Below are 15,003 nucleotides of genomic sequence, written 5' to 3' on the forward strand. Positions count from 1 at the left end.
AATCGTGACGCGAAAAATGCAAAAACATGAGTTCTCTACAGGTATGACGAGCGCGATTCAAGTCACGCGGAATCTGATGTCACACTACTGCTTATGGATCATGTAACTTCGGTAAAGGGCGGCGGGGACTCCTCAGCCCTCGCAATGGCCGCTGAAAGCGATCCCCACATCATTTCCATGGTGCGTCAGGGGGTTACGAATGCCTTCGACGTCCTCTATGAGCGGCACCTGAAGATTGCCCAATATGTGGCTCGTGCCCAGACCGACAATCCCAGTGACGCCGACGATGTTGTTGCTGAGTCATTTGCCACAGTCTTCCAGTTGCTGACCGAAGGCAAGGGGCCCAAGGAGTTCTTCCGTTCCTACCTTTTGACCGTGGTGCGCCGCACGGCTCACGACCGGAACCGCAAGGCCCGACGAATGCCGACTGCTGCCGACGACGCCGTCCTGGATTCCGCTGTATTGGACAGCGACCCCGTCCTCAACGACCTCGAGTCCAGCATCATGGCCAGGGCGTTCAAGTCCTTGCCCGAACGCTGGCAGGCCGTACTCTGGCACCTGGACATTGAAGGCCTGAAGCCGGCCGCGGCGGCTCCGCTGGTGGGGCTCACTCCCAATGGCGTCTCGTCGTTGGCCCTCCGGGCGAGGGAAGGACTGCGTCAGGCCTACCTCCAGCAGCACATCAGCCAGACGATGGATGACGGCTGCGAGGAGTACGCCAGCCAATTGGGAAAGTACGCCCGCAACGCCCTGAGACGCACCTCTGCGGAGAGAGTCAGGATTCACCTGGACGGCTGTGCCAAGTGCACTGCCCTGCTGATGGAACTTAACGACGTCCAAGGCGGCATGAGGGCCATCCTGTTCCCCTTGGTGACGGGCATCGCCTTCAGTCCGGCCGCGTATGCGTCGCTTGGATCAGCAGCCATAACCCCAGGGACCATCGCGGCGCGCAGCGTCAGCCACGTGTGGAAGATAGCGGCGGCGATCGTGGTGGGAGTACTGGCGCTGGTGGGAGTCCTCGGATGGTTGCTTCAACCCACTGCCGCCACCGAGTCCGATGCTGCTGGGGACGGTGGTGCGAAAGTCCCTCCGGTCCACGCTACGTCAGCTCCAGCAGCAACACCCTCGCCAACTACAACGCCTTCGCCACCCCCAACGCCGGGTGTCGAGGCTACCGGGGCGCCACCGGGTCTTGCCCAGGTTCCCGCGGCAGAGACGCCCGTGACCGCCGAGCCGCAACCCACCGCCGTCGAGACTCAGCCAGCGGAGGGGAAGCGCAGTGCCGTGGTGGTGGACTCCGGGACGGTGTCGTCGACGGCGGCGCCCGCGGCTTCCAGCCCTACGGCACCTGAAACGCAAACGGTCGATGCGACGTTCGCCTCAGCTGCCGGCTCCGGTTCCGGGGAACGGGAGCTCCGTGTGGAGTTCGCGGTGGACGGCGAGGGGTCGCCCACAACGGGAGAAGTGGTCTTTACCCTCCCGGACCAGGCGACTTTCGTGGCGGACAGGACTGCTGCTCCCACTGGGTGGACGTGCGCCGGAACGGCTTCCCAACCCCGTCAAGTCCGTTGCGTCACGACCTCAATGGCCGCTCACGATCTTGCGTTCCGGCTTGGCGTCGCCCTGCCGGATGCTGCCCGCGGAGGGATGCTCAATTACCAGTTTGGCGGCCGAGGCATTGCCAACAAGTCCTTCGCCAACGCCTACCACTAGGCAACTTGTGCCCACTGCTTGTGCTTGACGGATCGTCCTTGGCGCGGCAAATGATGGATTCCCAAAAAGTTTTTCGGATTTCCGCGTCATGATTCGGCCGCTGCCCTCACCTTAAGTTCGGGTCTCCTGTGTTTTCGGTGCCCCCGTTGGATGCATTGATTTTTCAACGACAAGAACATCTGGTTGAGCGCACTGAGGAAAACCCATGAAGGACGTACGTCCACGCAAGCTTCTTGCGGGCATGATCGCTTCGGCTTTGATGACGGCAGTGATGTCGCTAGGGTTGGGCGGAGCCTTAGTGCAGGCTGCCTGGGCCACGGCACCTGGAACACCTGGCGTGGCCCAGGCAGGCACTACTGTCTACGTTGAGGACTTCTCCAACCAGGACGCCACGGCCGGGGCCATCGGCATCCTGGACTATCAGGGCGGTCCAGCAGCAGCCCATGAAAGCTATGTAGCTGACACGCCTTACACGCCGGCGGGCGGCGAATGCGACGGCTGGATTCTGAACTCCTTTACTCCGTTGCCCACGGCTGACTCCGGTTGCCTCAGGAACCAGCCGGCCGGTTGGGCGCAGGTCCAGCAGATGGCCGTAGAGCTCGGCTTGGCACAGGGGCAGAGCGCGGAGCAAGCTGCCGGAAATCAGGTGTTGTCCGAGTACACCAACAGTGCCGCCGGAAGCATCGCGGCCGGTGTGCAGTTCCGTACAGAGGGGAACGCTGTCCCGGCAATAGCGGGCCACTACTACGCTGTGTCCGCATACTTCGCCCACGTGAACTGCCATGCAGCACACGCCAGCCAGACCTTCAGCCTCCTCGTCAATGGGACGCGGCAAGTCCTCAGCGCCGGGCTTGATCCGTGTGGCAGCAGCACCCAGGCCAGCGTTCACGTCACCAAACTGCAATCCGTTCCCTACCGAATCCCGGCTGGCACCATCAACCCCACCCTTGGTCTGGAACTCCGGAATGAGACCACTACCGGAGCCGGCAATGATGTGGCGTTCGACCTCCCGCAGATTGTGGACGTCACACCGCAGCTGGACAAAGCCTTCAATCCTTCCCTGGTGGGTCCTGGCGGTACGTCCCGAATGACCCTGACGGTCACCAACACCGATGAACTGGCAGCGAAGAATGACTGGTTCTTCACGGACACCCTCCCCGCCGGAGTTGTGGTGGCCGCTACCCCCAACCTCGGCGGGACGTGTGAACAGTCGCCAGGGACCAGCCCGATGCTGAGGACTGCGGCGGCCGGAAGTCCCTCGATTTCCGTGACCGGCGGTGATATGGCGCCGGGCATGTCGTCGTGCACCATCACGGTGGACGTCACCGCTGCTGTAGAGGGAACGTACGCTGACGGTCCTGCCTCTATGGCCACCAACCTGGTCCCGCCAGCGAACGCTGCCCTGACCGTGCGCGCCCCGCGCCTGGAAATGAGCACGGCTCTGAATGCGACACGCCTGCAGAATTCGGACCAGTTCACCACTGAAATCCGGGCAGGCTCGGCCGATGGGCCGGTGGTGGGCAGTAGCGTGAACTCCACCACCACGGGGTCCGGTGCCACGGTCACTGCGGGTTCCGGCACCACTGGCCAGTACGTTGCCGCAGCGGGCGCCACGTATTACCTCACTCAATCGGGCACAAACCTGTCCGGCTATGACAAGAACATCACTTGTGCCGACGCCCACGGACTGCAGCCGGACCTACCCAACGGCGCGGCCTTCCCCGGTTGGCTTGCCATCGTTCCCGTCGCCGGTGCCGACATCAGCTGTGTGGTGACCACCACGGCCGACTCGGCGCCGGACATGGAGGTCACTGTCCTGGCCGACGCTTCCGCCGTCCGGTCTCCTGCAGTGGTGGGGGACCGGATCGGGTACTCGTTGACGGTAAGGAATACGGGAAACGTCACACTGACCGACGTAGTGATCAACGATTCGAAGCCTGTCCTTTCTGCCATGGCCTACAACTGGCCAGGCATTCCGGGGGAGCTTCTTCCCGGCCAGCTGCTGGTAGCGACCGCATCGTATGCCATTACCCAAGCCGACATCGACGCCGGCCACGTCGCCAACAGTGCTTGGGCTACCGGGAACCCTCCCGCGGGTCCGCCTGTCACTCCACATACCGGCGTTGCAGACACTCCCTTGGTGATGGCGCCGGCCATGCAGTTCACCGGGTCTTCAAGGAAACCCGATGCTGAGGTGTCGAAAGTGGGCGATGTCATCGCCTACACCTTCACCTCGACCAATAGCGGCAACGTCACGCTCAAGGACGTGGAGATCGATGCTCCGCTGGTTGGCCTTTCCTCCTTGGACTACAACTGGCCGGGTACTCCGGGCGTGATTCTCCCCGGCCAATCCGTGACGGCCGCGGCAACGTATACGCTCACTCAGGCGGATATCGACGCCGGCCGCGTGGTCAGCAGCGCGTCCGCCACGGGTACTCCTCCCGTGGGCCCTTCCGTCACGCCGCCGCAGAGTGAAACAGGCACTACGCTGAACACCATCTCGACGTTGGAGTTCGGGATAACCGGGGACGCTTCCGCGCTGGGAGACCCGACGCGGGTGGGCGAGATGATCGTGTACAGGTTCACGCTGCACAACGCCGGGAGTGCGCCACTGACGGCTGTGGCAGTGGCCCATCAGATGCAGGGTCTCACGGATCTGGACTACGCCTGGCCCGGTGCCGCAGGAACCCTGTTACCCGGTGAAACTGTCACCGCTACGGCACGTTATGCGGTCACCCAGGCCGATACCAACTCCGGAAACGTCACCTATTCGGCCACGGCAACTGGTACGCCTCCGCGGGAACTCCCGGTGATCACTCCACCAGCGCGGGTTACTGTGACTTTTCCTCCGGTCTCCCCGGATGGGGCGGCGCCCCCGGAGGGTACGTCTCCTGCGGCGGGTACCAATCCGGGATCGGGTAAGCATCCTCCATCGGGTACGTTCGGGGCCGGGGATGACCCGGAACCGGCAACCACTCCTGCGGGAGCCGCCAATGCCCCCGGGACTTCGGATGTCCCTGGCCAGCCTGAGGGATTCCTGGCCAGCACGGGGGCTGTCCTCACGGTGCTACCCATCAGCCTGCTGGTTACCGGGTTGGGGCTTTTCATGTTCCTGGGTGGACGCCGCAAGCGTTCCAAGGCATAGGCATAGGCATAGGCATAGGCATAGGGCACAGGGCGCAGTGCATGAAGTGCGCGGCGGCCGGGACCAATCCCCGGTAGCTGCGTGCTGTGTCGGTTATACGGAGTTTGTTGGTGAGGGTCTCTTACGTTGCCACTGCACTGCGTGCCAGAAGAGCAGGGCGGCGGCCAGCAGCAGGCCGCCCAGGAGTACGTACGGGGTGTAGGACATCAGCATGAAGCTGAGCTGCGCCGATGTGTTGAACTGTGTTGGTCCTGCCATCGCTGCCGCTGCTTCGGTCAAGGCCCAGAACCCGAAGCCCAACAGCCCTGCATCCAGCACCCACAGCGCAATGATGAAGGGGTTGGGCGAAGCGCGTTTCTGCGCGGGGTCTGCGGGGTCAGGCGCGTCAGGGCTGACGGCGGGCATGGCGTTGCCGTGCTCGTCGATTTCGCGGAAACCGATGCGTTCGTGAACGTGGTCTTGCATGAGGTCCCCCAACCGCTTGTTGCCGATAGTCCTTGCACTCTACTCCCTGCCCGATGCGAGCCGCAGGTGGCAGCTGCTGGTGGCTGTGGACGTTTCGGGTGGCCGAAAAGCGAGCCACATTTTGCACCCAATGTCGCTGGATGGAAAGTCAATGACGCGGTCCCGGGCGGGAAAAACGCGAGAAACCGCCTTCTAGGCGAAATAGGTCACAAAAGTTTGACGGAAAGGCTTACCTAAGTAAGGCTTACCTTGCTAACAAGCGCCCCAACGCAATGGAAGGAAGCTGACGTGACGTCACCTAGTGTCGAAGAGCGGATCGCTCAGGAGCAGGATTTTGGCTCCAAAGTGGAACTGGCCCTCGCTGCCACAAACCAGCTGTTCAACGCACGAAATTCACCCAGTTACGTCGCTCAGGTCCTCCAAGGGGTCAATGCGGTCTCCACCAAGGTCCAGCGGACCTCCCAGCCGTTTACCGGCGTCGGGCATGCAGAACTGAAAGCCAAAGTTGGTGCCGTGGACCTGGAGCGACCGCTGCCGGACACGGCCGCTGCCCTGGAAGAGCTGGACGATCTCTACCTCAAGGACGCCATCTACTTCCACGATTCCCGCTACGCCGCACACCTGAACTGCCCGGTGGTCATCCCCGCGCTGGTAGGTGAAGCCGTGCTCTCGGCCGTGAACTCGTCCATGGACACCTGGGATCAGAGCGCGGGTGCAACCATGATCGAGCGCCGCCTCATCGATTGGACCGCGGAGCGCATTGGTTTCGATGCCGACGCTGATGGCGTGTTCACCTCCGGCGGCAGCCAGTCCAACTTCCAGGCGCTGCTGATTGCCCGCAACCACGCGGTCGCCAAGCTGCGGGCGACGAATGGGGACGCCCGCCTGCCGCACCTGCTGGACCGGCTCCGGATTTTCACGTCCGCGGACAGCCACTTCAGCATCCAGAAGTCCGCGTCCATGTTGGGCCTCGGCTTCGACGCCGTGATTGCCGTGCCCACCACCGAAGACCACCGCATGGACCCCGCTGCACTCGCGGCTGCTTTGGCAGAAGCGCACGACGCCGGTCTGGTGCCGATGGCGGTTGTGGCCACTGCCGGGACCACGGACTTCGGTTCGGTTGACCCGCTCTCCGAGCTGGCGGCACTGGTCCGTGCCTACGATTCCTGGCTCCACGTTGACGGCGCATATGGTGGCGGCCTCATCGTGTCCGGCCGTCACCGGCACCTCCTGAAGGGGATTCACCTGGCGGATTCTGTCACCGTGGACTTCCACAAGACTTTCTTCCAGCCGGTCAGCTCCAGCGCAGTCCTGGTCCGCAACGGCTCCATGATGGGCCATGTCACCTACTATGCGGACTACCTGAACCCAGAGAGCGCGGCGAAGGCCGAAATCCCCAACCAGGTGGACAAGAGCATTCAGACCACCCGCCGCTTCGATGCCCTTAAGCTGTGGTTGACCTTGCGGATCATGGGGGCCGATGCAATCGGTGCACTCTTCGACGAAGCGATCGACCTCGCCGCCCGGGTAGGGACCTTGCTGGCTGAGGACGCCGAGTTTGAGCTCGCCGCCGCACCGCAGTTGAGCACTTTGGTATTCCGCTACCGCCCGATGGTGGACGGTGCAGCCCTCGACGACGACGCCGCGGACGTCCTCAACCCCGCCATTCGCGCCGCGATCTTCGCCTCCGGGGAGGCCGTAGTTGCCGGCACCAAGGTGGCTGGCCGCCACTACCTCAAGTTCACCCTCCTCAACGCCGAGGCGAGCCTGAGGGACATCCAGGAAATCATCGAACTTATCCGCCGGACGGGCAGCGAGCTGCTGGCGAACACCACGGAGGCTGCAGCGTGAGCACCCAAGACAACGGCAAGATCTACGACGTCGCAGGGATCGGCGTCGGGCCTTTCAACCTGGGCCTGGCCGCACTGAGCGAGCCTGTGGAGAACCTCGACTGCGTGTTCCTGGACCGCCGTGAGTCCTTCGACTGGCACCCCGGCATGATGCTGGAGCCGGCGCACCTGCAGGTTCCGTTCATGGCGGACCTCGTGACGCTCGCCGATCCGACGTCGCCGTTCTCCTTCTTGAACTTCCTGAAGCAGACAGGCCGCCTCTACCGTTTCTATATCCGCGAGAACTTCTACCCGTTGCGCGCCGAGTACAACCAGTACTGTCAGTGGGTGGCTGGCCAGCTTGAGTCGGTTCGTTTTAGCACGGATGTGCTTGATGTGACGTACGACGACGGCGTGTACCGGCTCTCGGTGCAGGGTCCGGAGGGGGATGAGGTGCTTCGCGCCCGCAAGCTGGTCCTGGGCACCGGCACCTCGCCGTATGTTCCGGATTCTTGTGCAGGAATTGTGGACGCCGGAGGACTTGTCCTCCACAACGCCGATTACCTGTCGAGGAAGAGTGAGCTGCAGTCCAAGCGCAGCATCACCATCGTGGGAAGTGGACAGAGCGCCGCGGAGCTGTACTACGAGTTGCTTCAGGAAATCGATGTGTATGGCTACCAGCTCAACTGGGTCACGCGCTCGGGCCGTTTCTTCCCGCTGGAGTACACCAAGCTCACCCTGGAGATGACCTCGCCGGAGTACGTTGACTACTTCCACTCGCTCCCGGGGGAGCAGCGCGATTCCCTGATCAAGAGCCAGAAGAACCTCTACAAGGGCATCAACTCGGACCTGATCGACGACATCTACGATCTCCTGTACACCAAGAGCCTCTCCGGAATGGTGGACACGCAGCTGCACACGCACTCGTCGCTCACCGCCGCGGAGTGGGACGCTGCCACGGGCACCCACACGCTCCAGCTGCACCACGAGGAGCACGGGAAGAGCTACAGCCTGGAGTCCGAAGCCGTGGTCCTCGCCACCGGGTACAGCTACAAGGAGCCCGCCTTCCTGGCCGGTATCCAGGACCGGATCCGCCGCGACTCCAAGGGCCGTTTCGACGTCGATCGGAACTACGGCACCGGTGTGGAGGCTGGCGAAATCTTCGTCCAGAACGCCGAGCTGCACACCCACGGCTTCGTCACCCCGGACCTCGGCATGGCTGCGTACCGGAACTCCTGCATCCTGCGCGAGATCACCGGCCGTGAGGTCTACCCGATCGAGCGCAGCATCGCGTTCCAGCAGTTCGGCGCGCCTGCTGCCGTGCCTGCCAACGTCGCTGAGGCAGCGGGGGCAACAGTATGAGCTTCACCTTCCGGCCCGTCGATCCCGTAGCGGACGCACCTGTCCTCCACAGCTGGGTGAGTCAGGCATACGCGCGATTCTGGGGCATGGTTTCGGCCACCGAGCAGGATGTTGTGGAGGAGTACTCCAAGATTGCCGAATCGGGCCATCACCAAGCCTTTTTGGGGCTCGACGACGGCGTCCCCGCCTTCCTCATGGAGCGGTACCGGCCGGAGTCCTCGCCGCTGGCAGACGTCTACGAGGTCCAACCCGGTGATGTTGGCATGCACCTTCTGGTGTCACCGCCCGCAGGCGATCCCCAGCCTGGTTTTACCACCGGCGTCATGCAGTCCGTGATGGCGGAACTGTTCGCCGACCCGGTGACCCGGCGGGTCGTCGTCGAGCCTGACGCCCGCAACCACAAGATCCATGTCCTGAACGGGAAGGTCGGTTTCCGGCCGCACGGCGTGGTGACCCTTCCCGCCGTCGACCCCGCCGAAGACCATAAGCAAGGGCTGCTGAGCTTCTGCACCCGCGAGGATTTTCTCGCTACCCTGACCCCGATTTTGGCCGCGCCTGCCGCGGCGACCAGAGGAGAATTCCTGTGACCACCACTGCCGACAACGCCACCACCACTGCGGCTGTTGATTCCGTGTCCCACCTGACCCCGGGACGCTGGGCAGCCGCCAACCGGCACCTGGTCCGAAAGGCGATCGCCGAGTTCTCGCACGAGCGCATCCTGGCCCCGGAGCTGATCCGCCAGGAGGGCGCCGGCGTGGGGCTTTACAAGGTGGTGAGCGATGACGACGCTACTGAGTACCGTTTCCGCGCCAAGCTGCTGCAATTGGAGCACTGGTCCGTCACCGCCGAATCCATCGTTCGGTTGCGGGACGGCAAAGAGCTCCCTGTGGATGCCTTGGACTTCATCGCCGAGTTCCATCAGGGACTGGCTATCCGGATGGAGATGCTGCCGGTATACCTCGAGGAGATCAGCAGCACGCTGGCAAGCCACGCGTACAAGCAGGGCAAGCCGTACAGCTCAGCTGAGTTGGCAGCGGGCATCACCGGCGGGGCTGACCGGGCCGCTGACTTCCAAGCCATTGAGCACAGCATGACCGAGGGGCACCCCTGTTTCGTGGCCAACAACGGCCGGCTGGGGTTCGGGATTGCCGATTACCACGCGTTCGCGCCGGAGACCGGTGCCACCGTGAAGCTGCAGTGGATCGCTGTCCACCGCAGCAAGGCCGTTTTCACGTCCAGCGCCGGGCTGGATTACAGGACCCACTTCGAGGCTGAACTTGGGCCCGCCACCCTTGCGTGGTTCCAGGCGGAATTGTCAGCGTCCGGACTTGATCCTGAGGAATACCTGCTGATGCCGGTCCACCCGTGGCAGTGGGACAACAAGCTCACAGTGACGTTCGCGGCAGAAATCGCCCAGCGCCACATCGTGAACCTGGGCACCGGCGAAGATTCGTACCAGGCGCAGCAGTCCATCCGCACGTTCTTCAACACCGACCACCCGGAGAAGGCGTACGTCAAAACGGCCATGTCCGTGCTGAACATGGGCTTCATGCGTGGCCTGTCTCCGCAGTACATGAAGGCCACGCCTGCCATCAACGATTGGTTGCAGGAACTGATCGGTAATGACCAGGAGCTCCAGAACCGGGGCTTGGCCATGATCCGTGAAACCGCGGCCATCGGCTATCACAACCGCTACTACGAGGCTGCTTCGGCCAAGGGTTCGCCCTACCGCAAGATGCTCTCTGCCCTGTGGAGGGAAAGTCCGCTGCCGCTGCTGGAGGACGGCCAGCAGTTGGCCACCATGGCATCGCTGCTGCACGTGGATTCGTCCGGAAACTCCGTGGTTTCCGCACTGATTTCCCGGTCCGGCCTGGCGCCCACCGAGTGGCTTCGCCGCTACTTCGAGGCCTACCTCGTGCCGCTGGTCCACTGCCTCTATGAGTACGAGCTCGCTTTCATGCCGCACGGTGAGAACGTCATCCTGATCCTAGAAAACGGCGTGCCTGTGCGCGCGATCATGAAGGACATCGCCGAGGAAATTGTGGTCATGGGGGACAGGCTGGAGCTTCCGGAGGAGGTCTCCCGTGTCAAGGCTGAGATCCCTGCCGAGGAAATGGTCCTGGCCATCTTCACGGACGTGTTCGACTGCATTTTCCGCTTCCTCGGAGCCATCCTTGTGGAGGACGGGACGCTGCGGGAGGACGAGTTCTGGGGGACCGCTGCCTCCGTACTGCGGGAGTACCAGCAGCGCCACCCGGAGCTTGCTGACCAGTTCGCTATGCACGATCTCTTTGCGCCGGACTTTGAGTTGTCCTGCCTCAATCGCCTGCAATTGAGGAACAACCAGCAGATGCTGGACATCTCCGATCCCTCCGGCGGTCTCCAGATGGCCGGTCGCCTGGCCAACCCCCTGGCCAAGTTTGCTTAGGCAGACCCTGGGGAAGCCCTAGGGGAAGCTTGGGGACCGCAGGGCTGTGGCACTTCCTGCGGTCCCTGCCGTCATCGCCCTCCACGGGGTTATTGTCAAAGTGACGATAACCCTGCTACAGTCATTATTGTCAGAATGATAATAACGAACTGAAGGATGACGATGATGGCGCTGCTCGACTGGATGAACTCCGCGGCAATCCCCAACCTCTTCGGCACTCCGGTGAGCTGGATCGAGATTATTGGTTTCGTCACCGGCGCCGCCTGCGTCTACGGAGTCGCGAAGCAGAAGCTGTGGAACTGGCCCATCGGAATCCTGAACAACATCGCGTTCATTATCCTGTTCCTGGGAGCCGGTCTTTACGGTGAAACCGTCCTGCAGGTCATTTTCGCCGCCGTCGCTGTCTACGGTTGGTACAACTGGATCCGCGGCACGGCTGGCACCGGGAGCCGGAACGACCTCCCCATCCGCGATGCGAGCCGCAATGAGTTGTTCCTCGGCCTCGGGGCCACGGCAGCCGGCACTGCAGCCGTGGCGATGGTCCTCACCCACGGAACCGATTCCCAGGTTCCCTGGCCGGACGCTTTCGTGCTGACCGCATCCCTGGTGGCCACCTACGGGCAGGCCAAAAAGATCTTCCAGCACTGGTACGTGTGGATCTTCATCGATGTGGTCTCCATCCCGCTCTACTTCAGCCGCGGCCTGACGTTGACCGCCATCCTCTACCTCGGGTTTCTCGCTCTCTGCGTTTATGGACTCATCGACTGGAAGCGCACCCGAAGCGCTGCAACGCCGGCCACCCCCGAAGCCATCAAGGCAGGAGCCTGAGATGTACAAGCAAGCATTGGTCATCGGCAAGTTCTACCCGCCGCACGCGGGCCACGCACATTTGATAGCCACCGCCGCGGCCCAGTCCCGGAAGGTTGCCGTCCTGGTACTTGGCAGCCGTTTTGAGTCCATCACTATTGATGAACGGGTCAGGTGGCTGGCCGCTGAATTCGATGACGTCCACGGAGTGGAAATCTTCGGAATGCGCAATGACTGCCCCGAGGACTACCACTCGGACGAAATTTGGACTGCCCAGAACGAGCTGATGCGGCTGGCCTTGAAGAGCCATGGTGTGACAACAATCGACGCGGTCTTCAGCTCCGAAGAATACGGTTCACGCCTTGCTGCGGCTTTCGGAGCAGAGCACGTGCCGGTGGACCCGTCCCGGCGGGCCTATCCGATCAGCGGCACCATGTGCAGGGAGGACCTCGGCACCTCATGGCCGTACATCATCGCTCCCGCCCGCCAGGAACTGGCAACGCGGATCATCGTGGTGGGCGCCGAGTCCACTGGCACCACCACTTTGGCCAACGCGCTGACCGAACATTACCGGCCGAGATTCCCCCGGATTGCCGACGTCCCCGAGTATGGCCGTCAGTTCACCTACGAGAAGTTCCACCGCCTCCGCTCGGAGACGCCCGACGTCGGTATAGAGGACATGGTGTGGACCGCCGAGGACTTCAGTTTGATTGGCGCACGGCAGAACGCGATGGAAAACGCGGCAGCGGATGCCTGCCCCTTGGTGATAGCAGACACCGATGCCCTGGCCACCACGCTGTGGGAGCGGTACTACCTCGGCGAAGGAAGCTTTGGCTCCTTCCACGCGGCAGATGTTCTGCCCCGCAGGGATCTGTACTTGATCACCGATCACGAGGGCGTGGACTTTGAAGACGACGGGTGGCGTGAAGGCGAGCACCGGCGGGCAGAAATGACCGAGTGGTTCAAGGAAACCCTGACCGACGAGGGGCATTCCTGGATTCTGGTCACAGGTGACCATGATCGGCGTGTGAAGACTGCCGTCGAGACGATTGACCTCATCCTTGCGCAACGGAGCGGATTCACTTCACCGCCGTGGGCAAGCCGAACCGTTGTGGCCCCATCCGTTCTGGAAAGGGCATCGGCATGACGGCGAATTCACAGTCCGCGAAGGAATTCCTCCAAAGCTATAACCCCGGGGATTACCCTTCCGTGGCCCTCACCGCAGATCTGGTGGTCTTCGCGGTGTCCGCGGGCGCTTTGAACGTGGCGCTGGTTCGCAGGGGCGGGCATCCGTTTAAGGATGCGCTGGCGCTGCCCGGTGGTTTCGTCGGACCTAAGGAGTCTGCCGAACAAGCGGCACAACGGGAGCTCGTAGAAGAGACGGGGCTGGACCTTGGGAAGTTGCCGGTACACATCGAGCAGTTGGCCACGTACACCAGCCCGGATAGGGACCCGCGGATGCGAGTTGTTTCCGTTGCCCACCTGGCCCTGCTCGCGACGGACGGGAGTGTCCTGCCGGGGATTGCCGCAGGGTCCGACGCCGCAGCTGCTGCGTGGCACCCTGTCCACGACGTCCTGCGCAGCAACGATCTGGCCTTCGATCACCTCGAAATTCTGCAGGACGGTCTGCGGCGGCTGGCCGGCAAGATGGAATACACCACGGTCGCAGCCCGCCTGCTGCCGCATGAGTTCACCTTGACGCAGCTTCGCACCGTCTACGACGCAGTGTGGGACACCACCCTTCCGGCGGGAAACTTCACCCGAAAGATGATGCCCCACTTGACTGCCACAGGCCGGAAGGCGAGGGCGGCTACCGGTGGTGCCCCGGCAGCGCTGTTCACCGCCACTGACCGGCACATCCATCCGCCCATGGCGAACCCAACGAACTAGGCCAACCCAACAACCCATGTAGCGCGTTAGAGAAGCAGCAATACCTCCGTGGAGTAGCTCTGCGACGAGCTCATTGATCCCCGGAACCAGCACACTGCGTGGACCGAGGGATCGCCGGGAATGACCATGGGCCGGAGGTTGTCCACATCCGATCCCTCGGTAATGGCTTCCCATGTCCAGCTGGCGCCGGAATCGGAAGTCCGGCCCCGGTAGATCTCGTAGTGCGCAGTGGTTGCACCGGTTCGCGGGTCCACGGGTGCGGAGATGTAGACGCGATCCAGGTTGTTCGGGTCCACAGCACCCAGCCCGGTGTAGTCCTGCTCGTGCGGTAGCAAGCCGGGACCGGCGACGGCGAGGGGATGCAGCTTCCAGCGCAACCCATCAAAGCGGGCGTACAGCAGGCGGTGATCGTCGACGTCGAGCATTTGCTCCCGCTGCAGCGGACCGTTCACGTCGTTGGCCCGGCACGTGAGGATCGCCGCGAGTTCCTTGCCTTGCCGGCGAAGGTCAGTAGTCCAGCCATGGGTGAGGACATCGCCGTCGAGCGTTAACCCGGCTTCGAAAACGGTGGTGAGGGCCGTCTGGTTGATCCCGGCTGAGCCGATCACGGGCTTGCTGACCACCTTGCCCTCGGCGTCGTGGAGCGCATCGCCCTGGATGTAGCCGTGGTAAATGCTGTTGTTGTAGTCGCGTGGGTGGTGGTCCGTGGTGATGAGGTCGATCCGGTCCGTGCCGTTGCCGGCATAGCGGGTGTAGCCGTTGACGTAGCCGATTTTGGGGCGGGTGAAGAGCTTGCCGCCGTAGCTCCAGGTGCTGCCGTGGTCCTCGGAAATCATCAGCGTGGGGTCGTCGTTGATGGCGCGGACAAAATTGTAGACCCGGCCTTCGGTGCTTAGAGCGTGCAGGTTGGAGTAGGTGGCGCCGCGACCGTCGGCGAGTTCCGTCCAATCGAACTGCTGCTCCGGTTCCCACTGGGAAGCGTCGTGCGGCTTGGTGGAGACGCGCCAGCGGGAGTAGTTGTCCGTTTTGTGCTTGGCATACATCGCCACATAGTGGCCGTCGGGCCGGATGAGGAGGGCGGGAGCGTTGTGGTCATCGGACTCCAACCTTTCATGGAGTACGTGGACGCGGCTCTGACCGGTAGCAAGGTTCACCTCCGCAACTTCAATGTTGCCGCCACGTTCCGCACCACCCTGTCCTTCAGGTGCAGCGACCGAGCCCACCAGCAAGGTGTTGTTTGCGGGGTCGATCAGTGCGCGCTCGTCCTGGAACCAACACCACGCCCCGTTGTTGTTGAGGACAAGTGGCTCTTGGGGGAAAGAGTTGACCATGGGAATCCTTTGCCGCTTTGCATCGTTTCAATT

The 15,003-nt window shown here is 62.8% G+C and carries 11 protein-coding genes; 9 read left to right on the forward strand and 2 right to left on the reverse strand.

Annotated elements, in window-relative coordinates:
- The first annotated feature begins 93 nt into the window (after nucleotides 1-93).
- Nucleotides 94-1,713, forward strand: coding sequence for a sigma-70 family RNA polymerase sigma factor (locus ACZ5J0_RS01305; RefSeq protein WP_464093986.1), 1,620 nt, complete (start codon nucleotides 94-96; stop codon nucleotides 1,711-1,713).
- Between the two features lie 205 nt (nucleotides 1,714-1,918).
- Nucleotides 1,919-4,858 carry a DUF7507 domain-containing protein gene (locus ACZ5J0_RS01310; protein ID WP_464093987.1) on the forward strand — a complete coding sequence of 980 codons (2,940 nt, stop codon included), beginning with the start codon at nucleotides 1,919-1,921 and terminating at the stop codon, nucleotides 4,856-4,858.
- A 93-nt stretch (nucleotides 4,859-4,951) separates the two neighbouring features.
- Here ACZ5J0_RS01310 and ACZ5J0_RS01315 read toward each other — a convergent pair whose 3' ends face one another.
- A complete protein-coding gene (locus tag ACZ5J0_RS01315; RefSeq protein WP_464093988.1) occupies nucleotides 4,952-5,323 on the reverse strand; it encodes a hypothetical protein in 372 nt (123 codons plus the stop codon).
- A gap of 288 nt (nucleotides 5,324-5,611) precedes the next feature.
- On the opposite strand from ACZ5J0_RS01315, the gene ACZ5J0_RS01320 reads away from it, so the two are divergent.
- The 7 genes from ACZ5J0_RS01320 to ACZ5J0_RS01350 all read left to right on the forward strand — a co-directional run bounded on the left by ACZ5J0_RS01320 (nucleotide 5,612) and on the right by ACZ5J0_RS01350 (nucleotide 13,639).
- On the forward strand, nucleotides 5,612-7,174 hold the full coding sequence (locus tag ACZ5J0_RS01320) for a pyridoxal phosphate-dependent decarboxylase family protein (protein WP_464093989.1): 1,563 nt from the start codon (nucleotides 5,612-5,614) through the stop codon (nucleotides 7,172-7,174).
- A complete protein-coding gene (locus tag ACZ5J0_RS01325) occupies nucleotides 7,171-8,514 on the forward strand; it encodes a lysine N(6)-hydroxylase/L-ornithine N(5)-oxygenase family protein (RefSeq protein WP_464093990.1) in 1,344 nt (447 codons plus the stop codon). Before ACZ5J0_RS01320 ends, ACZ5J0_RS01325 begins: the two co-directional genes overlap by 4 nt.
- Complete coding sequence (locus ACZ5J0_RS01330) at nucleotides 8,511-9,101, forward strand: GNAT family N-acetyltransferase (RefSeq protein WP_464093991.1); 591 nt, start codon at nucleotides 8,511-8,513, stop codon at nucleotides 9,099-9,101. The genes ACZ5J0_RS01325 and ACZ5J0_RS01330 overlap by 4 nt, the downstream gene beginning before the upstream one ends.
- Nucleotides 9,098-10,942 (forward strand): IucA/IucC family protein, encoded by a 1,845-nt coding sequence (locus tag ACZ5J0_RS01335; protein WP_464093992.1) that lies wholly within the window; start codon nucleotides 9,098-9,100, stop codon nucleotides 10,940-10,942. The genes ACZ5J0_RS01330 and ACZ5J0_RS01335 overlap by 4 nt, the downstream gene beginning before the upstream one ends.
- Before the next feature lie 162 nt (nucleotides 10,943-11,104).
- The gene (pnuC, locus tag ACZ5J0_RS01340) at nucleotides 11,105-11,770 is read left to right on the forward strand and encodes a nicotinamide riboside transporter PnuC (RefSeq protein ID WP_142937056.1); all 666 of its coding nucleotides are present in this window, start codon (nucleotides 11,105-11,107) and stop codon (nucleotides 11,768-11,770) included.
- Between the two features lies 1 nt (nucleotide 11,771).
- A complete protein-coding gene (locus ACZ5J0_RS01345) occupies nucleotides 11,772-12,896 on the forward strand; it encodes an AAA family ATPase (protein WP_464093993.1) in 1,125 nt (374 codons plus the stop codon).
- Complete coding sequence (locus ACZ5J0_RS01350) at nucleotides 12,893-13,639, forward strand: NUDIX hydrolase (protein WP_142937054.1); 747 nt, start codon at nucleotides 12,893-12,895, stop codon at nucleotides 13,637-13,639. Before ACZ5J0_RS01345 ends, ACZ5J0_RS01350 begins: the two co-directional genes overlap by 4 nt.
- Before the next feature lie 26 nt (nucleotides 13,640-13,665).
- Here the strand turns inward: ACZ5J0_RS01350 and ACZ5J0_RS01355 are convergent, their stop codons facing one another.
- Nucleotides 13,666-14,970 (reverse strand): BNR-4 repeat-containing protein, encoded by a 1,305-nt coding sequence (locus ACZ5J0_RS01355; RefSeq protein ID WP_464093994.1) that lies wholly within the window; start codon nucleotides 14,968-14,970, stop codon nucleotides 13,666-13,668.
- Nucleotides 14,971-15,003: the final 33 nt, after the last annotated feature.

Source organism: Arthrobacter sp. DualSoilB13 (assembly GCF_055389195.1).

Coding starts and splice junctions, on each gene's coding strand:
- ACZ5J0_RS01305 (WP_464093986.1), top strand. CDS start 94: ATGGATCATGTAACTTCGGTAAAGGGCGGCGGGGACTCCTCAGCCCTC.
- ACZ5J0_RS01310 (WP_464093987.1), top strand. CDS start 1,919: ATGAAGGACGTACGTCCACGCAAGCTTCTTGCGGGCATGATCGCTTCG.
- ACZ5J0_RS01315 (WP_464093988.1), bottom strand. CDS start 5,323: ATGCAAGACCACGTTCACGAACGCATCGGTTTCCGCGAAATCGACGAG.
- ACZ5J0_RS01330 (WP_464093991.1), top strand. CDS start 8,511: ATGAGCTTCACCTTCCGGCCCGTCGATCCCGTAGCGGACGCACCTGTC.
- pnuC (WP_142937056.1), top strand. CDS start 11,105: ATGATGGCGCTGCTCGACTGGATGAACTCCGCGGCAATCCCCAACCTC.
- ACZ5J0_RS01345 (WP_464093993.1), top strand. CDS start 11,772: ATGTACAAGCAAGCATTGGTCATCGGCAAGTTCTACCCGCCGCACGCG.
- ACZ5J0_RS01350 (WP_142937054.1), top strand. CDS start 12,893: ATGACGGCGAATTCACAGTCCGCGAAGGAATTCCTCCAAAGCTATAAC.
- ACZ5J0_RS01355 (WP_464093994.1), bottom strand. CDS start 14,970: ATGGTCAACTCTTTCCCCCAAGAGCCACTTGTCCTCAACAACAACGGG.